Here is a 19,144-nt window from a genome sequence, read left to right as displayed (position 1 = left end):
CCTGAGCGAACACCTTAGAGTCGAGGGTATGCAATCGTGGCCGGCACCGACCGTTCCGGCGCTCGGTGGGCGCGGCCCGCAGCTGCGGCTCTACGACAGCGCCGACCGGCAGGTCCGTCCGGTCGGGACGGGCGAGACGGCCACCATGTATGTCTGCGGCATCACCCCGTACGACGCCACCCACCTTGGGCACGCCGCCACCTATCTGGCCTTCGACCTGGTTCACCGGGTGTGGCTGGACGCCGGTCACACCGTGCACTATGTGCAGAACATCACCGACGTGGACGACCCGCTGTTCGAGCGGGCCCAGCGCGACGGCATCGACTGGCGCGAGCTGGCCGACCGGGAGACCGAGCTGTTCCGCGAGGACATGGCGGCCCTTCGGGTGCTTCCGCCGCACGACTACGTCGCGGCCACCGAGGCCATCGCGGAGGTCGTCGAACTCGTCGAGAAGATGCTGGCGTCCGGAGCGGCCTACATCGTCGACGATGCCCAATACCCGGACGTCTATTTTCGCGCCGACGCCACGCAGCAGTTCGGCTACGAGTCGGGCTACGACCGCGACACGATGCTGCGGCTGTTCACCGAACGCGGCGGCGACCCGGATCGTCCAGGCAAGGGCGACGAACTCGACGCACTGATGTGGCGGGCGCAGCGGCCGGGCGAGCCCAGCTGGCCGTCGCCGTTCGGCCCCGGCCGGCCGGGTTGGCACGTCGAGTGCACGGCGATCGCGCTGTCGCGCATCGGCACCGGCCTAGACATCCAGGGCGGCGGCAGTGACCTGATCTTCCCGCACCACGAATTTTCCGCCGCGCACGCCGAATCAGTAACGGGGGAGCGCAGATTCGCTCGCCACTACGTGCACGCGGGAATGATCGGCTGGGACGGGCACAAGATGTCCAAGAGCCGCGGCAACCTCGTACTGGTGTCGCGGCTGCGCGCCGACGGCGTCGAACCTGCCGCGATCCGCCTGGGCCTGCTGGCCGGTCATTATCGAGCGGACCGCTCGTGGAGCGACGCGGTGCTCGAGGAAGCCAACACCCGTTTGCAGCGGTGGCGCCAGGCCACCTCGCTGCCTGCAGGGCCGGACGCCACCGACGTCGTGGCGCGCGTGCGCCAGTATCTGGCCGATGATCTCGACACCCCCAAAGCACTTGCGGCACTTGATGGTTGGACCACCGACGCGCTGGAATACGGCGGCCACGACGCCGACGCGCCGCGCACCGTCGCGACGGCGATCGATGCCCTGCTCGGCGTGCAGCTGTAGCGATGGCGCGAGCGCTCACCGTCTTTTCCGGCCGCGCAGGCGACCACAACGACCGCGCCTTCAGCGGTGCCGCGATGATCGGAGCGCAGTGGCGACGCCGACTCGGTGTGCCGGCGGTAACGGTCGGCCATCCCGAACCGCCGATGAACGCGGACTGGCGCGACGAGTTGACGGCGGCGGTGCCCGGCCTGCAGGCGATGTCACGGCGGTACGACGAAATCTATGCCGCAGGGCAGACGCCGGTGACCGCGCTGACGCGGTGCGCCGTGGCCCTGGCCACGTTGCCGGTGGTGGCTCGGTATCACCCCGATGCACTCGTGGTGTGGTTCGACGCTCATGGCGACCTCAACACGCCGGAATCGAGCACCACCGGATTCCTCGGCGGCCTCGCGCTGTCGGGCCCTGTCGGCTTGTGGGATTCGGGGCTCGGGTCGGGCGTCCCGGCCGCCAACGTGGTGCTGGGAGGGGCACGCGACCTCGACCCGTTCGAACGGCGCCTCATCGACGACGGTGTGGTGCGCAACATTCCGGTTGGCCCGGCGATGCTGGAGGAACTCGACGCGGCCGTCGGGGACAGGCCGGTGTACTTCCATCTCGACTGCGACGTACTCGAACCCGGCTTGGTGCCTACTGACTATCGAGTTCCGAATGGGATGACGCTTGACGAATTAGCTGGTGTGGCAATGCGTTTGGCTGAAAACCACGTGGTCGGCGTCGAAGTCGCGGAGTTCGAGGGCAGCTGGCCGGAAACTGGAGAGCCCGGCGACCCCGGCCCGTTGCTGACCGCGCTTTCCCCGCTCGTGGGCGGCTGACGGTCAATCTGTGCACCGGGGTTGCACGGTGGAGTACGTTTCGGCCATGGGTTCTGTGAACGGAAAAGTTGCGCTGATCACCGGCGGTGCGAACGGCGTCGGTGCAGAGACCGCACGCCGGCTTCATGCCAAGGGCGCCAAGCTGGTGCTGACCGACCTCGATGAGGAAAAACTCAAGGAGATCGCCGCCGAACTCGGCGAGGATGGGGTGCTGACCGTCGTCGCCGACGTGCGCGACCTGTCGGCCATGCAGGCCGCCGTCGACCAAGGCGTCGAGCGGTTCGGAGGCATCGACATCGTGATGGCCAACGCCGGGATCGCGACATACGGCTCGGTGCTCAACGTCGATCCCGCGGCGTTCAAGACGCTTCTCGACGTCAATGTGCTTGGCGTTTTTCACACCGTGCGCGCGGCGCTGCCGTCGGTAATCGACAGGCGCGGCTATGTGCTGATCGTCTCGTCGCTGGCCGCGTACGCTGCCGCGCCCGGTATGGCGCCCTACAACGCCGCCAAGGCGGGCGTTGAGCATTTCGCCAACGCCTTGCGGTTGGAGGTGGCCCATCACGGCGTCGACGTCGGCTCGGCGCACATGTCGTGGATCGACACCCCGCTCGTGCGTGAGAGCAAGAACGACATGTCGACGTTCAATGAAATGCTGAGCAAGCTGCCGGGCCCGCTCGGCAAGACCACCTCGGTCGAGGACTGCGGTGCGGCGTTCATCGCGGGCATCGAAGGCCGCAAGCGCCAAATCAACTGTCCCGGCTGGGTCGGTCTGCTCCGCTGGCTAAAGCCGCTGCTGTCGACGCCATTAGGCGAGTCGCAGACAGTCAAGTTCGCTCCCGATCTGCTGCCGCGGATGGACGCGGAGGTAGCGGCGCTTGGTCGATCGATGAGCGCCCGCACCGAGTCGATCGAGAAGCGTTGATCCGCCGGTTTGCGACTGTCATAGCCCTGCTCGCGCTCCTCGTCGGGTGCAGCACGAAAGGATCGGAGGAGACACCTAAGTCGTCACCACCACCAAGCCCGGCCGCCGTCACGCCGGAGGCGGCGCGCGCAATCGCCAAGGACGCCTACATCTACGGCTTCCCGATGGTCGACAACTACCGCATCCAGTATGCCTACTACGTGAACAAGGAAAGTCCGGATTACAAGGGCGCCTGGAACGAAATCCACAACAGCGCAACGGTTTACACCCCAGCCGATAAGACTGTGCAAACAACGAACTCGGACACCCCGTATTCGATGCTCGGCGCAGACCTGCGGACCGAGCCGCTGGTCCTGACGGTCCCGCCGATCGCGCAGGACCGTTATTACTCACTTCAGTTCGTCGACGGCTACACGTACAACTTCGCCTACGTGGGCAGCCGCACCACCGGCAACAGTGGCGGCAAGTATCTGTTGACCGGGCCCGGCTGGAAAGGTGAAAAGCCAACCGGCATCAACGAAGTCATCCGCTCCGATACCGAATTGGCTGGGGTGATCTACCGCACGCAGCTGATCGGACCGTCCGATCTGGACGGCGTCATGAAGGTGCAGGCGGGCTACCAGGTGCAGCCGCTGTCGGCGTTCCTCAACCAGCCACCGCCACCACCCGCGCCCGCGATCGATTTCGCTCCGCCACTGACACCGGATCAGCAGAAGACATCACCGCAGTTCTTCGAAATCCTCAACTTCGCAATGCGGTTTGCTCCGACCGTGCCCTCCGAGCAGCCGCTGCGGGATCGGTTCGCCACGATCGGGATCGGTCCCGACGGGAATTTCGACGCCGACAAGCTGACGCCCGACATGAAGGCGGCCATCGAGGCAGGGATGGCCGACGCGTGGACGGAGTTGAAGGGCGTCCAGGACAAGGTCAATTCGGGCCAGCTGAACTCCGGCGACTTCTTCGGCAGCCGCGAGATGCTCAAGGACAACTACCTGTACCGCATGGCCGGTGCGGTGGCCGGCATCTACGGCAACACCAAGGAGGAGGCGTTTTACCCGATCTTCGACACCGACGCCGCCGGCGCGCCCCTGACAGGCGCGAACAACTACACCTATCGGTTCCCGCCAGGGCAGCTGCCGCCGGTCAACGCGTTCTGGTCGCTGACCATGTACGAGATGCCGCAAAGCCTGCTCGTCGACAATTCGATGAACCGGTATCTGATCAATTCGCCGATGCTGCCCAGCCTTCTGCGGGACCCAGACGGTGGCTACACGTTCTATATCCAGAACGCCTCGCCCGGTCTGGATAAGGAAGCGAACTGGCTGCCGGCGCCGCCGGGCCCGTTCCGCCTGGTCCTGCGGCTCTATTGGCCCAAGCCGGATGCCCTTGACGGCCAGTGGCAGCCACCGAAGCCCGTGAAGACCTAACCCCTAATCGCTCGCGCAGAGGGATTCAGCTCCTGAAACCTGGCCCGCGGCGGCGCAGATAGCGCTCGAACTCCGCGGCAAGCGCGTCGCCGTCGATCTTGCCGAGCGCCTCGTTCATGTCGACCTCGGCGTCACCGCGCTCCTCGAGCGACTGGACGTATTCGGCGATCTCGTCGTCCTCGGCCGTCATCTCCGTGACTGCCTGCTCCCATTCCTCGGCCTGGGTGGGCAGATCGTCCAGCGGCACCTCGATGTCGAGCACATCCTCGACCCTGCGCAGAAGCGCGACGGTCGCCTTGGGGTTCGGCGGCTGTGACACGTAATGCGGAACGGCCGCCCAGAAGGTGACCGCCGGAATGCCCGCCTGCACGCAGGCGTCCTGGAACACGCCCGCGATGCCGGTCGGGCCCTCGTAGCGGGTTTCCTCCAGTCCGAACGCCTTCGCGGAATCGGGGGAGTAGGCCGCACCCGACACCGGGACCGGGCGAGTGTGCGGCGTGTCGGCCAGCAGCGCGCCAAGGATCACGACGGTCTGCACGTTCAGCTTGTCGGCGATGGCCAGCAGCTCGGCGCAGAACGTGCGCCAGCGCATGTTGGGCTCCACGCCGTGCATGAGCACGATGTCGCGATTCGCCCCTGGTGGGCGGCAATGGGAGATCCGCATCGACGGCCACACCAGTTCGCGGGTCACGCCGTCGACCTGCCTGATCACCGGCCTGTTCACCTGGTAGTCGTAGTAGGCCTCGTCGTCGATCTCCACGATCGGCTCGGCTTCCCAGATCGCGTCCAGATGTTCCAGCGCGTCGCTAGCCGCGTCACCAGCGTCGTTCCAGCCTTCGAAGGCGGCGACGACGATGGTGTCGTTGAGTTTGGGCAGGTCGGGCGGCTTGTAGCCGCTCGCATCCGACGAGGTCACGCTCCCAGCGTAAGGCCTGTGTGGCGGCGGGGAGTGCCATCGGCACACCGGCCGATTTGCGACCGTGGGCGCTCGTGCGACGAAGTGACTTGCATAGCACTACTACCCTGTATTTGTGGCTGATGTGAACAAGCGCACTTGTGACACGGATTTGCTAGACACGCTGTCGACGGGGGTCGTGGTTGGCGACGCCGTCGAGACGAAATACGTTCGGGTGCAAGCGGGTTGACCTTAATGACCACGACATCGTCGACAAGATCCGCGAGCTGTCGCTCGGGGGTACCGCGATCGCCAAGCGCGTGGGGTCGATCGCGACGATGAGTTGGGCGTCCACACGTCGGTCGGGTGACGACGTAGACTTTTCTGGTCGAGAGGCGTTGCAACGGTTACTTTGGGGTCCTGGGTCCCCACTCGGTATCCGCCACGCTCGGCAGAGTCAAGGACGCCTTCCGTTAAGGAAGGAACGCACGTGAACGCCCCAGAGCCCAACAACCTGGAGCCGAACATCCGCCCCGACTCCACCGACGAACTGACGGCAACTCTGCGCCAGCGCATCATGGTGATCGACGGCGCGATGGGCACGGCGATCCAGCGGGACCGGCCGGACGAGGCGGGCTACCGCGGAGAGCGGTTCAAGGACTGGCCCAGCCCTCTTCAGGGCAACAACGACCTGCTCACCCTGACGCAGCCGCAGATCATCGAGGGGATCCACCGCGAGTACCTCGAGGCGGGCGCCGACATCCTGGAGACCAACACCTTCAACGCGAACGCGGTCTCGCTCTCCGACTACGGCATGGCTGAGCTCAGCTACGAACTGAACTACGCCGGCGCTGCCCTGGCCCGCAAAGCCTGCGACGAGTTCAGCACCCCTGACAAGCCCCGCTACGTCGCCGGCGCCCTCGGGCCGACGACACGGACCGCGTCGATCTCGCCGGACGTCAACGACCCCGGAGCCCGCAACGTTTCCTACGACCAGCTGGCCGCCGCCTACCTCGACGCTGCCAACGGCCTCGTCGACGGCGGTGCCGACATCCTCATCGTCGAGACGATCTTCGACACGCTCAACGCCAAGGCCGCGATTTTCGCCATCGAGACGCTGTTCGAGGACCGCGGACGCCGCTGGCCGGTGATCATCTCGGGCACCATCACCGATGCGTCCGGGCGCACGTTGTCCGGTCAGGTCACCGAGGCCTTCTGGAATTCGATCAGGCACGCCAAGCCGATCGCGGTCGGTCTCAACTGCGCCCTTGGCGCGCCGGAGATGAGGCCCTACATCGCCGAGATGTCGCGGATCGCAGACACTTTCGTCTCCTGCTACCCGAACGCCGGTCTGCCCAACGCCTTCGGCGAGTACGACGAGTCCCCGAAGCGTCAGGCCGGTTACGTCGCCGAATTCGCCGACGCGGGTTTCGTCAACCTGGTCGGTGGTTGCTGCGGAACGACACCGGCGCACATCGCGGAGATCGCCAAGGTCGTCGAGGGCAAGACGCCGCGGACGGTGCCGGAGATCCCGGTGGCCACCCGGCTCGCGGGCCTGGAGCCGCTCAACATCACCGAGGACTCCCTGTTCGTGAACATCGGTGAGCGGACCAACATCACCGGCTCCGCAAGGTTCCGCAACCTGATCAAGGCCGAGGACTACGACACCGCGCTGTCGGTCGCGCTGCAGCAGGTCGAGGTCGGGGCGCAGGTCATCGACATCAACATGGACGAGGGCATGATCGACGGCGTCGCCGCGATGGACCGGTTCACCAAGCTGATCGCGGCCGAGCCCGACATCAGCCGCGTACCGGTGATGATCGACTCCTCCAAGTTTGAGGTCATCGAGGCGGGCCTGAAGAACGTGCAGGGCAAGCCGATCGTCAACTCGATCTCCATGAAGGAAGGCGAGGAGAAGTTCATCCGCGAGGCACGGCTGTGCCGCAAGTACGGCGCCGCCGTGGTCGTGATGGCCTTCGACGAAGAGGGTCAGGCCGACAACCTGGAGCGCCGCATCCAGATCTGCGGGCGTGCCTATCGGATCCTGACCGAAGAGGTCGGCTTCCCTGCCGAGGACATCATCTTCGACCCGAACTGCTTCGCGCTGGCGACCGGTATCGAGGAGCACGCGTCCTACGGGATCGACTTCATCGAGGCCTGCGCCTGGATCAAGGAGAACCTTCCCTGGGTGCACATCTCCGGTGGCATCTCGAACGTGTCGTTCTCGTTCCGGGGCAACAACCCCGTCCGCGAGGCGATCCACGCGGTGTTCCTGTTCCACGCCATCAAGGCCGGCCTGGACATGGGCATCGTCAACGCCGGCGCCCTGGTGCCCTACGACTCGATCGACCCCGAGCTGCGCGATCGAATCGAGGACGTCGTCCTGAACCGCCGCGAGGACGCGGCCGAACGGCTCCTGGAGATCGCCGAACGGTTCAACAGGACAGAAGGTCCCGGCGACTCGGAAGTTGCGGAGTGGCGATCTCTCCCGATCCGCGAGCGCATCACGCATGCTTTGGTCAAGGGCATCGACGCACATGTCGATGACGACACCGAGGAGTTGCGGGCCGAGATCGCCACGGCAGGTGGGCGGCCGATCGAGGTGATCGAAGGTCCGCTGATGGACGGCATGAACGTCGTCGGTGACCTTTTCGGCTCGGGCAAGATGTTCCTGCCCCAGGTGGTGAAGTCGGCCCGCGTGATGAAGAAGGCCGTTGCCTACTTGCTGCCGTTCATCGAGGCGGAGAAAGAGGAGGCCGGTACCACCGGCTCCAAGGACACCAACGGCACGATCATCATGGCGACCGTCAAGGGCGACGTCCACGACATCGGCAAGAACATCGTCGGGGTTGTGCTGCAGTGCAACAACTTCGAAGTGATCGACCTCGGTGTGATGGTGCCCGCCCAGAAAATCCTGGACGCGGCGAAGGAGCACGACGCCGACATCATCGGGCTCTCCGGGCTGATCACGCCGTCGCTGGACGAGATGTCCAACTTCGCGGCCGAGATGGAACGTCAGGGCCTGGAGATCCCGCTGCTGATCGGCGGCGCGACGACCTCGCGCGCCCACACGGCCGTGAAGATCTCGCCGCGCCGCAGCGGCCCGGTGGTGTGGGTCAAGGACGCGTCTCGGTCGGTGCCGGTCGCCGCGGCGCTGCTCGACGACAAGCAGCGGCCGGCCCTGCTCGAAGCGACCGAGAAGGACTACGCGTCGCTGCGCGAACGGCACGCCCAGAAGAACGAGCGGCCGATGCTGACGCTGGAGAAGGCCCGCGCCAACCGGACGCCGATCGAGTGGGACGGCTACACGCCGCCGGTGCCCGCCCAGGGCGTTGGTGTGCGGGAGTTTCTCGACTACGACCTCGCCGAGTTGCGCGAGTACATCGACTGGCAGCCGTTCTTCAACGCCTGGGAGATGAAGGGCAAGTTCCCCGACATCCTCAACAACCCGGCCTCGGGGGAGACCGCCCGAAAGCTGTACGACGACGCGCAGGAGATGCTCGACACCCTGATCAAGGAGAAGTGGCTGACTGCCAACGGGGTGATCGGTTTCTTCCCCGCGAACGCGGTCGGCGACGACGTCGAGGTCTACACCGACGAGACCCGTACCGAGGTGCTGACCACGTTGCACAACCTGCGCCAGCAGGGCGAGCACCGGGACGGCATCCCGAACCGGTCACTGGGAGACTTCATCGCACCCAAAGAAACGGGTCTCCGGGATTACGTCGGCGCGTTCGCCGTCACCGCGGGGCTGGGCAGTCAGGACAAGATCGTCGAGTTCAAGGCGGCCCACGACGACTACAACGCGATCCTGCTGGAGTCGCTCGCCGATCGGTTGGCGGAGGCCTTCGCCGAACGGATGCACCAACGGGTCCGCAAGGAGTTCTGGGGATATCAGCCCGACGAGCAGCTGGACAACGAAGCGCTCATCGGTGAGAAGTACCGGGGAATCCGACCCGCCCCCGGTTACCCGGCGTGCCCGGAGCACACCGAAAAAGCGACGCTCTGGACGCTGATGGACGTCAAGGAACGGACCGGCATCGAGCTGACCGAATCGATGGCGATGTGGCCTGGTGCCGCGGTCAGCGGCTGGTATTTCTCGCACCCGCAGTCGCAGTACTTCGTGGTCGGGAGGATAGCCCAGGACCAGGTCGCCGACTATGCGAAGCGCAAGGGCTGGACCCTGAAGGAAGCCGAGCGCTGGCTGGCCCCCAACCTCGGCTACAACCCGGAGGATTGAGCCCCCGCGCGAATGCCAACGGCTCCAAGGCTTTCCGCGCGGCGACCGAAACTCGTGTGCTGAAGGCCGCTTTGGAGCACATTGGTGGCCGAGCGGCTGATCGCCCGCCTGCTCAAGCCGAAGCATCCGAATGTGCAGACCACGCTTGGTCTTTCACGCATCGCGTTCGGCCTGAACCCGGCCGCGCGGCCGGGTCAACACCTAGGTCACAGGAACAGCTCGGCGTTCGCGGCGGCCCACTGCGCGACCGACTGAGCCGGGGAACCGGTTATCTCGGCGACGAGTTGATTTGCATACTGCGGATGTTCGACGGCGTATGCGATCTGGTCGAGGTACCAACTCGCCTGGCCTCCCAATGCCGCGTTGTAGTGCTGCTCGGCCTCGGTCCTGTCGCATTTCTCGTACGTCACCGGCGCTGAGATTCCGACGCCCACCTGCTCAGCGATCTGGGCCCGCGTGAGCGCTTGCGGCCCGGTGATCGGATACATCTGTCCGTGGTGTGCCTGCTCGGGCTTGACCAGCAGTGTGGCTGCGACACGAGCGATGTCGTCTATCGAGATCGGCGCCTCGACCGCCGTCGGATACGGCTCGCGTACCGTGCGCGTCGCCTTGATCTGTTCAGACCAGATCGCGAAGTTGTCCAGGAATTCGCCAGGCCCCAGCTGGGTGTTGACGATTCCGGATGCGTTCACCTTGTCTGCGTGCTCCTGCCAATGCGCAGCACCCGACAACGCGACGAGGTATTCCACCCCGGCCTTCTTCACCAAGTCGAGGGTGACGTCGAGCGTCTTGGGTAGCGGTGCCAGGTACATCCGGTCGACACCCTGCAGGGCCGCCGGCAGAGATTCGGGATTGCCGAGATAACCGGTGACAGGTTGCACGCCGTCGGGCAGGCCTGCTTTCGCGGGGTTGGTGGTGAGTGCACGGATGTCGTTGGCGCCCAGCTCGATCAAATGGTCGACGATGCGACGGCCGATGTTTCCTGTAGCGCCGCTCACGAGAATGGTCATGATTTCACCCTAGGCACAGCCCCTGACATAATCGGCCTATGCAAGCGGTGCTGTGGGATATGGACGGCACCCTCGTCGACTCCGAGAAGCTCTGGGACATTTCGCTTGCCGCTCTCTACGCCGAACTCGGCGGCGTATTGACCCCGGCAGTCCGGGCGGCGCTGGTGGGCAGCTCAGCGGAGAACGCGATCCGCACGGTCTACACCGACATCGGCCTCGAGCTCGATCCCGCGGCGATGGCCGAATCCGATCGCTGGCTGCACGAATACACCGCAGAGCTGTTCGACGGCGGATTACCGTGGTGTGAGGGCGCGCAGGAATTGTTGGAAGCGCTTGCCGCCGAAGGAACTCCGATGGCACTGGTTACCAACACTCAGCGTGCACTCACCAACCGTGCATTGAATAGCATTGGAGCCCATTACTTTTCGGCATCGGTTTGCGGTGACGAGGTTGCGCACGGCAAACCGGCCCCCGATCCATACTTGCGCGCGGCGGCGTTGCTGGAACTGCAGCCGCAGGCATGTCTTGCGATTGAGGACTCGGTCACCGGCACTGCCGCCGCGGAAGGCGCTGGATGCCCGGTATTGGTGGTGCCCAACGATGTAGCCGTGCCCGACGGGCCGCGCAGACGGCACATCACGTCGCTGGCAGAGCTAGCCGTGTCCGATCTTCGGCAGCTGCACGCCGAACTCACTTCGCAATTCGACGAACGGTCCGCCTGACCCATTCGGTAGTGATTGAATGTGATCCTGATCACGCAACGCTGCGAAAGGTCGTCTCATGACCCACGGACCCGTCGGTGATATCCCAGCAGGTTTGGATTACGAGGAGTCCGAGCACAGCGGCCGCGTCGTCCTGATCGCATCCGTTGCCGCCCTTGGCGGCTTTCTGTTCGGCTACGACAGCGCGGTCATCAACGGCGCCGTCTCGTCCATTCAGGACAACTTCGGCATCGGCAACACCACGCTTGGCTTCGCGGTCGCCTCGGCGCTGCTGGGCGCCGCGCTCGGCGCTGTGACCGCGGGACGTCTTGCCGACCGCATAGGCCGACTGTCCGTGATGAAGATCGCCGCCGCGCTCTTCCTGATCAGCGCGATCGGTACCGGCCTGGCGCCCAACGTCTGGCTGTTGGTGATCTTCCGCGTCGTCGGCGGCATTGGCGTTGGCGTCGCGTCTGTCATCGCACCGGCCTATATCGCCGAGACCTCCCCGCCGCGGATCCGCGGCCGGCTCGGCTCGCTGCAACAGTTGGCCATCGTGACGGGGATCTTCCTCTCGCTGGCGGTCGACTATCTGCTGGCGCACCTAGCCGGGGGATCGCGGGAGGACCTGTGGCTGGGGCTGGAGGCCTGGCGCTGGATGTTCATCGTGATGACGGTGCCGGCACTCCTGTACGGCGGGCTGGCCTTCACAATCCCGGAGTCGCCGCGCTACCTCGTTGCGAAATACAGGATTCCGGAAGCCCGCCGAGTGCTCTCCATGTTGTTGGGCGAGAAGAACCTCGAACTCACCATCACCCGGATCCAGGATTCGCTCAAGTCCGAGAAACCGCCGTCATGGCGTGATCTGCGCAAGCCGACCGGTGGTTTGTACGGGATCGTGTGGGTTGGCGTCGGACTGTCGGTGTTTCAGCAGTTCGTCGGCATCAACGTGATCTTCTACTACTCCAACGTGCTGTGGGAGGCTGTGGGCTTCAAGGAAAGTTCGTCATTCACCATCACGGTGATCACGTCAGTCACGAACATCCTGACCACGCTTATCGCCATCTCGCTGATCGACAAGGTGGGCCGCAAGCCGCTGCTCCTCGTCGGCTCCGCCGGTATGGCGATCACGTTGGCGACGATGGCGGTCGTCTTCCAAACAGCCGAAATCGTCGACGGCAAGCCCCACCTCGGTCCCGTTGCCGGCCCGATCGCTCTGGTCGCCGCCAACCTCTTCGTGGTGGCGTTCGGTATGTCGTGGGGGCCCGTGGTGTGGGTGCTGCTGGGTGAGATGTTCCCCAACCGCATCCGGGCGGCCGCGCTGGGCCTGGCGGCCGCTGCGCAGTGGGCGGCAAACTGGCTGATCACGGTGACATTCCCGGGGCTGCGCAACGTCCTCGGACTGGCATACGGGTTCTATGCGCTCTGCGCGGTGCTGTCGTTCATCTTCGTATGGCGATGGGTCGCCGAAACGAAGGGCAAACACCTCGAAGACATGCAGCGTGACGCCGCGCATCACGACGCGCACCCCGCGCAAACCTGACGCTCGTCGGCTAAACCCGCGTGACCGCAGCGAACCGCACGTGGAACAATCGCCTGCCGTGAAGACCTTCGACGCCTTGTTCGCCGAACTCAGCGAGCGCGCTCGCACGCGGCCGCCCGGCAGCGGCACCGTCGCCGCGCTCGACGGCGGTGTGCACGGGCTGGGCAAGAAGATCCTCGAAGAGGCCGGCGAGGTGTGGCTGGCCGCCGAGCACGAAGGCGACGAGGCGCTGGCCGACGAGATCAGCCAGTTGCTGTACTGGACGCAGGTGCTGATGATCTCCCGCGGGCTGACCCTCGATGATGTGTACGCCAAGCTATGAACGGCATGCTGCGTGTCGCGGTACCCAACAAGGGCACACTGTCCGAACCCGCCGCCGAGATTCTCTCTGAGGCCGGCTACCGGCGGCGTACCGACGCCAAGGACCTCACCGTCGTCGACCCGGTCAACAATGTCGAGTTCTTCTTCCTGCGGCCCAAAGACATTGCCATCTACGTCGGCTCGGGCCAGCTGGACCTGGGCATCACCGGCAGGGATCTCGCCCTGGAATCCGATGCGCCCGTACGCGAGCGGCTTGCACTGGGATTCGGCTCATCGAGCTTCCGCTACGCCGCGCCGGCGGGGCGCCAGTGGCGCGTCGAGGACCTCGCGGGAAAACGGATCGCCACCGCTTTTCCCCACCTTGTGCGAAAAGACCTGGCGTTGCGCGGGATTGACGCGACGGTGATCCGGCTCGACGGTGCCGTCGAGATTTCGGTGCAACTCGGCGTCGCCGACGCGATCGCCGATGTGGTCGGCTCGGGTCGCACACTCGGGCTGCACGACCTGGTGGCGTTCGGCGAATCGCTGTGCGATTCGGAAGCGGTGCTCATCGAACAGGACAACGCCGGCGGCGAGAACGCGGCCGCGCGCGACCAGCTCGCGGGCCGGGTACAGGGCGTCGTGTTCGGCCAGCAGTACCTGATGCTCGACTACGACTGCCCGCGCAGCGTTCTCGACGACGCCACTGCTGTCACGCCCGGCCTGGAGTCACCGACCATCGCTCCGCTCGCCGACCCTGCCTGGGTTGCGGTGCGCGCGCTGGTGCCGCGTCGGGATGTCAACGCCATCATGGACGAGCTCGCCGCCATCGGCGCGAAGGCGATCCTGGCCTCCGACATCCGGTTCTGCCGCTTCTGATTCGACCGGCTCCCGGCCACCCTGCGTGTTAGCGTCCCGGTGGCGGTTTTCACCGGTCGGGAGGTTGTCATGACGCAGGTTCTGGTTATCGTGCTCGCCCTGCTGATCGGTGTGATCGCCGGTCTGCGTGCGCTGACCGCCCCGGCGGTCGTCGCGTGGGGCGCGACCCTTGGCTGGATCGACGTCGACGGCAAGTGGTCGGAATGGGTGGCGCATCCGATTACTGTCACCGTGCTGACGATCTTCCTCGTGATCGAACTGGTCACCGATCAGCTTCCCAAGACCCCGAGCCGCAAGACGACGCCGCAGTTCACCACGCGGCTCATCATGGGCGCGTTCGCAGGCGCGGTGGTCGGCAGCGCAACGCATCACACGTTCGTCGGTATGGGCGCCGGAGTAATCGGTGCTGTCCTCGGAACGCTCGGCGGTGCGGAGGCCAGGCAGCGTCTGACCGCGGCCAACGGTGGACGTGACCGGCCCGGCGCGCTCATCGAAGACGTGGTGGCGGTCGGCGGTGGGTTTCTGATCGCCTATCTCGTCAGCTTCGTCTGAGTCCTGCACCATGGCAGAGAAGTTCGACGCGATCATCGTCGGCGCGGGTCAGGCCGGTCCACCACTGGCGGGCAGACTCACCGAGGCCGGACAGACCGTCGCGGTGATCGAGCGCAAACTGGTCGGTGGCACATGTGTGAACACCGGCTGTATCCCCACCAAGACACTGGTCGCCAGCGCGCACGCCGCCCATCTGGCTCGGCGCGGAGCCGAATACGGCGTCGGCACAGGCGAAGTCACCGTCGACATGGGGAAGGTCAAGGCTCGCAAGGACAAAGTCATGCTCGACGACCGTAACGGTGTCGAGTCGTGGCTAGAGGGTATGTCCGGCTGCACACTCATCCGCGGGCACGCCCGCTTCGAAGATCCGCATACGATCAGCGTCGACGGCCGAGTGCTCGAAGCCGACAAGATCTTTCTCAACGTCGGCGGCCGCGCGGTGGCGCCCGACATGCCGGGGCTGTCGGACGTCGACTACCTGACAAACGTCGGCATCCTCGAACTCGACACGGTGCCAGAGCATCTCGTGATCATCGGTGGCAGCTACATCGCGCTGGAGTTCGCCCAGATGTATCGCCGGTTCGGCGCCCGAGTCACCGTCATCGAAAAAGGGCCGCGGCTGACGTCGCGCGAGGATGCAGACGTCTCAGAAACCATCAAGGACATCCTCGAAGCAGAGGGCATCGACGTGGTGGTCGACGCGACGGCAATCCGCTTCGCCAAGCGCGACAACGGGTTCGAGGTGGTGCCCCGCGACGGTGCAGAACCGATCACCGGAACTCACCTGCTGATGGCCGTCGGCCGTCAACCCAACACCGACGACCTGGGCTTGGACAAGGCGGGCGTGGAAACCGACCACCGCGGCTACATCGTCGTCGACGACCAGCTGCGCACCAACGTCGACCACATCTGGGCGATGGGGGACTGCAACGGACGCGGGGCGTTCACCCACACCTCGTACAACGACTTCGAGATCGTCGCGGCCAACTTGCTCGACGACGACCCGAGGCGTGTCAGTGACCGCGTTCTGACCTACGCGCTGTACATCGACCCGCCGCTGGGCCGAGCCGGGATGACCGTCGATCAGGTGCGCAAGTCAGGCCGAAAGGCGTTGGTGGGCAAGCGTCCCATGACGCGGGTCGGGCGTGCGATCGAGAAGGGCGAGACACAAGGTTTCATGAAGGTGGTCGTCGACGCCGACACCGAAGAGATCCTCGGCGCGGCGATCCTCGGCGTCGGCGGTGACGAGGTCGTGCACGCGATCCTCGACGTCATGTCGGCCAAGAAGCCCTACACCGCGATATCACGCACCATGCACATCCATCCGACGGTCAGTGAGCTGGTGCCGACCCTGCTGCAGGAGATGAAACCGCTGCAGTAGCCGACTTCCCGACGTTGAACTGCCGTGTCACCAGCGCGACCCGCTGCCCGAGGTGGCGACAGGTTCGCACGTCCGAGGGGTGCACTTGATCGGGATTGGCGTCGACATCGGTCTGCGCGCCGGCGCCCAGCCAGAAACCCAACCGGTTCAAGTCGTTCTCGCTGCCCGCTGCGCTGTTCCAGCCCGCTCCCAAACCCAGGTTCACCCAATGCATATGGTGCTGGGCCGCGAAGACCGCAAGCGAGACCAACGTGTTGACCTTGTCGCCGCTCTTGGCACCGGAATTGGTGAAACCCGCTGCGATCTTGTCCCGCCACGTCCCGTTGAGACAACGTCGCCCGGTCTGTTCCGCGAACGTCTGAAAGCCCGCCGAGACGTTGCCCATGTACGTTGCGCAGCCGAACACAATCCCGTCGGCGCGGTCGAGAATGTCCCAGTCCGCATCCGTCATGCGATCGACGGCGATCACGTTGACATCGGCACCTGTCCCGCGGGCACCTGAAGCCACGGCATCTGCGAGCACAGCAGTGTGGCCGAACCCGGAGTGGAAGGCAACCGCAAGTGTGGGTGCTGCGATATCGGAACCGTTGTGTTGCATGTTAATTCGCCTCCCGCTGTGTTTGGTTGACTTCAAGGCGACGTGTCGACCATTCCGGCAATTCGCCGCCAGCGAGATAGGCTTCCAACCGGTCGAGGTACGCATGTGTGCCGCCGAAGAAGCCGCTCGCGTTGCGCACACCCAGACCGCGATGGGTGAAACGAAGCACGGTGCCATCACCGTCAGCGGTCAACTCGTAGCGCACGACACCGTCCTCGACGATCGGCTGCTTCCATTCATGCTCAAGGACATTGGGCGGATCCCAGACCAAGATGCGTCCCGTCATCCGCTTGCGTTCAGGCGGCAGTGGCGGACCGGTCGCAACCATGTCGATCTCTCCACCCTCGCGGGGGTCGATGGTGGTCGTGCCGAACCATTGCTCTCTTTGCTGCGGATCCGTGATGGCCGACCAGACCACTTCGATCGGAAAGGGCAGGCGCCGTTCGAAATTGAGCACTGCCCGGTCGCCGTCGACTGTGAGTTTTCCTTCCCGCCCGGTCATTTCGTCTCCTTGCGTGTCGATTCGAGATGCCGCTCGAGGGCGTCGAGATGATCGGCCCAGTAGCGGCGGTAGCGGTTGATCCATTCGTCGATTGCGACCAGTCCGTCGGCGCGCAACGCGTAGATGCGGCGCTGGGCATCGGGCCGCACCTCGACGAGCCCGACCTCGCGCAACACCCGCAAGTGCCGCGACACCGTCGGCTGGGTCAGGCCGGGGAGCGTCGAGACCAGTTCACCGGCGGTGCGTTCACCGTCGATGAGCGCGTCGAGCAGCGCGCGCCGACTGGGCTCGGCGACCGCTTCGAAGACATCCATGCGGCTAGTATTGCACTACATCTATATAGATGCAAGCGCATATAACCTACGGCCGCCGCTGGACCAGCAGCGTCTGCGCTACGGTCCCGATAAACCCTTGGCGGTCAAAGATTTCCGCGGTTGTGACGCCGATGCCGTCGGGCCCGATCGAGCCGCGCGCTCGCAGCGCGAAATCGTTGCCGATCGGCAGCCGGTGCACGTGCACGCTGGTGTCGGTGTTCATGAACACGAAATTCTCGGGATCCAGCGCGGCGCCGGCGCCGTTGGCGCAGTCGACCACCATCGCGAGCCGCTGCAGGTTGGTCGTTTCCTCCGAATCGACCGGGTGCACCAGCGGACTGAGCCAGACCACATTCGCCCCGGCGTCCGTGATGCACTGCCTGCGCCAGCTCACCGTCTCGAGGTAGCCCGTGGCGCCCTCCCAACTGTGCGGCACCGGAACCGCCTCGCCTTCGACTATCGGCGGGAAGCGGTCGGTCGCCACGTCGGCGGTGTCGCTGGTCGCCAGCAGCCACGCTGTGACGCGGGCGACTGCTCGTTCACCGCCGTCGGGACGCGACGCCAGCATCTCGGCGGCCATCATCGAAATTCGTGCACCAGGACGCTCAACCCAGGCCCGCACCCGCACGCGACTGACCGGAATCGCGCCGAGGATGTCCAGCGTCAGCCGGCCGACGTGCAAACCGGTATCGGCGGCCATTTCCTCGATGAGCTTGGTCATCAGCGCGAGCGGCGGTGAGCCGTGCTGGATTTCGCGATCCCAGTTGCTGCGGGTGCCGTCCGTGGACTCGAAGACTTGAAACTCGCCGTCGGCGGGCAGCCGACGGTAATGGCATTCGATCACGCAGCCGGCTCCGACGAGTGCAGCACGGCGTCGTCGTCGGAATCCGCGCCCTCGTCGGGGCTCTCGGGCCAACCCGGATACGGCGGCGGTGTACCGCCGAAAACCGGGCAGTGCGCATGGTGTGCGCACCAGTCACACAGCCGCGACGGATGAGGCCGGAAATCGCCGGTGGCCCCGGCCGATTGGATGGCCCGCCAGATCGCCATCAACGTCTTCTCGAACCGCAGCAGCTCGTCGAGATCGGGGGAGTAGTCCAGTACCTGGCCGTCGGCCAGGTACAGCAGCCGCAGCCGGGCCGGCAGCACACCACGCGAGCGCAGCAGCGCCACCGCATAGAACTTCATCTGGAACATGGCCTTGAACTCGGCCAGTGCGCGCGCCTCCGGCGGCGCCTTCCCAGTCTTGTAGTCGACCACGCGTAACTCACCGGTGGGCGCGACGTCGATTCGGTCGACGAAACCGCGCAGCAGCGTGCCGTCTTCAAGCTCGACTTCGACGCGCTGCTCGCAGCTTTCGGGGTTGAACCGCGTCGGGTCCTCGAGCCGGTAGTAGCCCGACAGCAGCGCCCTGGCCTCCTCGAGCAGCTCTGCCCGCAGCACCGGCTCCATTTCGGCGGCGAGCTCTGGCTGTCCGGCGACGACTCGCTCCCACGCAGGGTCGACGAGAGTCAGCGCCGTCTCGCGGTCACGTTCGGCGGCCGGCAGGCCATAGAGCTGCTCGAGCGCTGCGTGCACTACCGAACCTCGCACCTGCGCCGCTGACGACGGTTCGGGCAGCCGGTCGATCGCGCGGAACCGGTACAGCAGCGGGCACTGCTTGAAGTCACTGGCCCGGGACGGCGACAACGCCGGGCGACGCACCGGAGCCGGTTCGTCACTCATATTGGCAGCGTAGGCCGACGCGCCGACAACCCCGCGCACCCGTCCCGGCGCGTCAACTGGCAGGGTAAACAGT

General features: G+C 65.5%; 18 protein-coding genes and 1 pseudogene. 12 read left to right on the top strand and 7 right to left on the bottom strand.

Annotated elements, in window-relative coordinates; all coding sequences use genetic code 11:
- The first annotated feature begins 28 nt into the window (after positions 1–28).
- The 4 genes from mshC to ACWW36_RS25805 are packed head-to-tail and all read left to right on the top strand — an operon-like array spanning position 29 to position 4,431.
- Entirely contained in the window at positions 29–1,267 is a 1,239-nt protein-coding gene (gene mshC / locus ACWW36_RS25820) for a cysteine--1-D-myo-inosityl 2-amino-2-deoxy-alpha-D-glucopyranoside ligase (protein WP_456138782.1), read from the top strand.
- A gap of 2 nt (positions 1,268–1,269) precedes the next feature.
- The gene (locus ACWW36_RS25815; RefSeq protein WP_456138781.1) at positions 1,270–2,079 is read left to right on the top strand and encodes an arginase family protein; all 810 of its coding nucleotides are present in this window, start codon (positions 1,270–1,272) and stop codon (positions 2,077–2,079) included.
- Positions 2,080–2,125: 46 nt separating this feature from the next.
- The gene (locus tag ACWW36_RS25810; RefSeq protein WP_456138780.1) at positions 2,126–3,004 is read left to right on the top strand and encodes an SDR family oxidoreductase; all 879 of its coding nucleotides are present in this window, start codon (positions 2,126–2,128) and stop codon (positions 3,002–3,004) included.
- On the top strand, positions 3,001–4,431 hold the full coding sequence (locus ACWW36_RS25805; RefSeq protein ID WP_456138779.1) for a DUF1254 domain-containing protein: 1,431 nt from the start codon (positions 3,001–3,003) through the stop codon (positions 4,429–4,431). The genes ACWW36_RS25810 and ACWW36_RS25805 overlap by 4 nt, the downstream gene beginning before the upstream one ends.
- A 25-nt stretch (positions 4,432–4,456) precedes the next feature.
- Here ACWW36_RS25805 and ACWW36_RS25800 read toward each other — a convergent pair whose 3' ends face one another.
- Positions 4,457–5,347 carry a PAC2 family protein gene (locus ACWW36_RS25800; RefSeq protein ID WP_456138778.1) on the bottom strand — a complete coding sequence of 297 codons (891 nt, stop codon included), beginning with the start codon at positions 5,345–5,347 and terminating at the stop codon, positions 4,457–4,459.
- Between the two features lie 469 nt (positions 5,348–5,816).
- Here ACWW36_RS25800 and metH point away from each other — a divergent pair, with 469 nt between their 5' ends.
- On the top strand, positions 5,817–9,566 hold the full coding sequence (gene metH / locus ACWW36_RS25795; protein ID WP_456138777.1) for a methionine synthase: 3,750 nt from the start codon (positions 5,817–5,819) through the stop codon (positions 9,564–9,566).
- Positions 9,567–9,671: 105 nt separating this feature from the next.
- Positions 9,672–9,755, top strand: a pseudogene (locus tag ACWW36_RS25790) (hypothetical protein); the annotation flags it as partial.
- Positions 9,756–9,772: 17 nt separating this feature from the next.
- Here the strand turns inward: ACWW36_RS25790 and ACWW36_RS25785 are convergent.
- A complete protein-coding gene (locus tag ACWW36_RS25785; RefSeq protein WP_456138776.1) occupies positions 9,773–10,576 on the bottom strand; it encodes an SDR family oxidoreductase in 804 nt (267 codons plus the stop codon).
- 38 nt (positions 10,577–10,614) lie between these two features.
- Between ACWW36_RS25785 and ACWW36_RS25780 the strand changes: the two genes are divergently transcribed.
- The 6 genes from ACWW36_RS25780 (at position 10,615) to ACWW36_RS25755 (ending at position 15,932) form a co-directional block, all read left to right on the top strand.
- Positions 10,615–11,298: an HAD family hydrolase gene (locus tag ACWW36_RS25780; protein ID WP_456138775.1), complete on the top strand. Its 684-nt coding sequence runs from the start codon at positions 10,615–10,617 to the stop codon at positions 11,296–11,298.
- Positions 11,299–11,356: 58 nt separating this feature from the next.
- A complete protein-coding gene (locus ACWW36_RS25775; protein WP_456138774.1) occupies positions 11,357–12,820 on the top strand; it encodes a sugar porter family MFS transporter in 1,464 nt (487 codons plus the stop codon).
- A 40-nt stretch (positions 12,821–12,860) separates the two neighbouring features.
- Entirely contained in the window at positions 12,861–13,142 is a 282-nt protein-coding gene (locus ACWW36_RS25770; RefSeq protein WP_456138773.1) for a phosphoribosyl-ATP diphosphatase, read from the top strand.
- A gap of 5 nt (positions 13,143–13,147) precedes the next feature.
- Positions 13,148–13,999 (top strand): ATP phosphoribosyltransferase, encoded by an 852-nt coding sequence (gene hisG / locus ACWW36_RS25765; RefSeq protein ID WP_456138772.1) that lies wholly within the window; start codon positions 13,148–13,150, stop codon positions 13,997–13,999.
- A gap of 69 nt (positions 14,000–14,068) precedes the next feature.
- On the top strand, positions 14,069–14,551 hold the full coding sequence (locus ACWW36_RS25760; protein ID WP_456138771.1) for a DUF4126 family protein: 483 nt from the start codon (positions 14,069–14,071) through the stop codon (positions 14,549–14,551).
- Positions 14,552–14,561: 10 nt separating this feature from the next.
- On the top strand, positions 14,562–15,932 hold the full coding sequence (locus tag ACWW36_RS25755; protein ID WP_456138770.1) for an FAD-containing oxidoreductase: 1,371 nt from the start codon (positions 14,562–14,564) through the stop codon (positions 15,930–15,932).
- Here the strand turns inward: ACWW36_RS25755 and ACWW36_RS25750 are convergent.
- From ACWW36_RS25750 to ACWW36_RS25730, 5 genes are read right to left on the bottom strand one after another with little or no spacing between them, the layout of a single operon-like run.
- Positions 15,883–16,530: a flavodoxin family protein gene (locus ACWW36_RS25750; RefSeq protein WP_456138769.1), complete on the bottom strand. Its 648-nt coding sequence runs from the start codon at positions 16,528–16,530 to the stop codon at positions 15,883–15,885. The genes ACWW36_RS25755 and ACWW36_RS25750 overlap by 50 nt on opposite strands.
- A gap of 1 nt (position 16,531) precedes the next feature.
- Complete coding sequence (locus ACWW36_RS25745; RefSeq protein WP_456138768.1) at positions 16,532–17,032, bottom strand: SRPBCC family protein; 501 nt, start codon at positions 17,030–17,032, stop codon at positions 16,532–16,534.
- Complete coding sequence (locus tag ACWW36_RS25740; protein WP_456138767.1) at positions 17,029–17,346, bottom strand: ArsR/SmtB family transcription factor; 318 nt, start codon at positions 17,344–17,346, stop codon at positions 17,029–17,031. The genes ACWW36_RS25745 and ACWW36_RS25740 overlap by 4 nt, the downstream gene beginning before the upstream one ends.
- Before the next feature lie 46 nt (positions 17,347–17,392).
- Positions 17,393–18,190: a thioesterase family protein gene (locus ACWW36_RS25735; RefSeq protein ID WP_456138766.1), complete on the bottom strand. Its 798-nt coding sequence runs from the start codon at positions 18,188–18,190 to the stop codon at positions 17,393–17,395.
- Positions 18,187–19,071, bottom strand: coding sequence for a RecB family exonuclease (locus ACWW36_RS25730; protein WP_456138765.1), 885 nt, complete (start codon positions 19,069–19,071; stop codon positions 18,187–18,189). The genes ACWW36_RS25735 and ACWW36_RS25730 overlap by 4 nt, the downstream gene beginning before the upstream one ends.
- Positions 19,072–19,144 lie beyond the last annotated feature (73 nt).

It is taken from the genome of Mycobacterium sp. MMS18-G62 (assembly GCF_053877835.1).
Note: the sequence above shows the minus strand (reverse complement) of the source record. Positions and strands in the feature narration are given on the sequence as shown.

Bases quoted from the DNA above. Each gene is read 5' to 3' on its own strand.
- ACWW36_RS25740 (WP_456138767.1), bottom strand. From the start codon at position 17,346: ATGGATGTCTTCGAAGCGGTCGCCGAGCCCAGTCGGCGCGCGCTGCTC.
- ACWW36_RS25810 (WP_456138780.1), top strand. From the start codon at position 2,126: ATGGGTTCTGTGAACGGAAAAGTTGCGCTGATCACCGGCGGTGCGAAC.
- ACWW36_RS25760 (WP_456138771.1), top strand. From the start codon at position 14,069: ATGACGCAGGTTCTGGTTATCGTGCTCGCCCTGCTGATCGGTGTGATC.
- ACWW36_RS25750 (WP_456138769.1), bottom strand. From the start codon at position 16,530: ATGCAACACAACGGTTCCGATATCGCAGCACCCACACTTGCGGTTGCC.
- ACWW36_RS25775 (WP_456138774.1), top strand. From the start codon at position 11,357: ATGACCCACGGACCCGTCGGTGATATCCCAGCAGGTTTGGATTACGAG.
- ACWW36_RS25755 (WP_456138770.1), top strand. From the start codon at position 14,562: ATGGCAGAGAAGTTCGACGCGATCATCGTCGGCGCGGGTCAGGCCGGT.
- ACWW36_RS25730 (WP_456138765.1), bottom strand. From the start codon at position 19,071: ATGAGTGACGAACCGGCTCCGGTGCGTCGCCCGGCGTTGTCGCCGTCC.
- ACWW36_RS25745 (WP_456138768.1), bottom strand. From the start codon at position 17,032: ATGACCGGGCGGGAAGGAAAACTCACAGTCGACGGCGACCGGGCAGTG.
- hisG (WP_456138772.1), top strand. From the start codon at position 13,148: ATGCTGCGTGTCGCGGTACCCAACAAGGGCACACTGTCCGAACCCGCC.
- ACWW36_RS25785 (WP_456138776.1), bottom strand. From the start codon at position 10,576: ATGACCATTCTCGTGAGCGGCGCTACAGGAAACATCGGCCGTCGCATC.
- mshC (WP_456138782.1), top strand. From the start codon at position 29: ATGCAATCGTGGCCGGCACCGACCGTTCCGGCGCTCGGTGGGCGCGGC.
- ACWW36_RS25780 (WP_456138775.1), top strand. From the start codon at position 10,615: ATGCAAGCGGTGCTGTGGGATATGGACGGCACCCTCGTCGACTCCGAG.
- ACWW36_RS25815 (WP_456138781.1), top strand. From the start codon at position 1,270: ATGGCGCGAGCGCTCACCGTCTTTTCCGGCCGCGCAGGCGACCACAAC.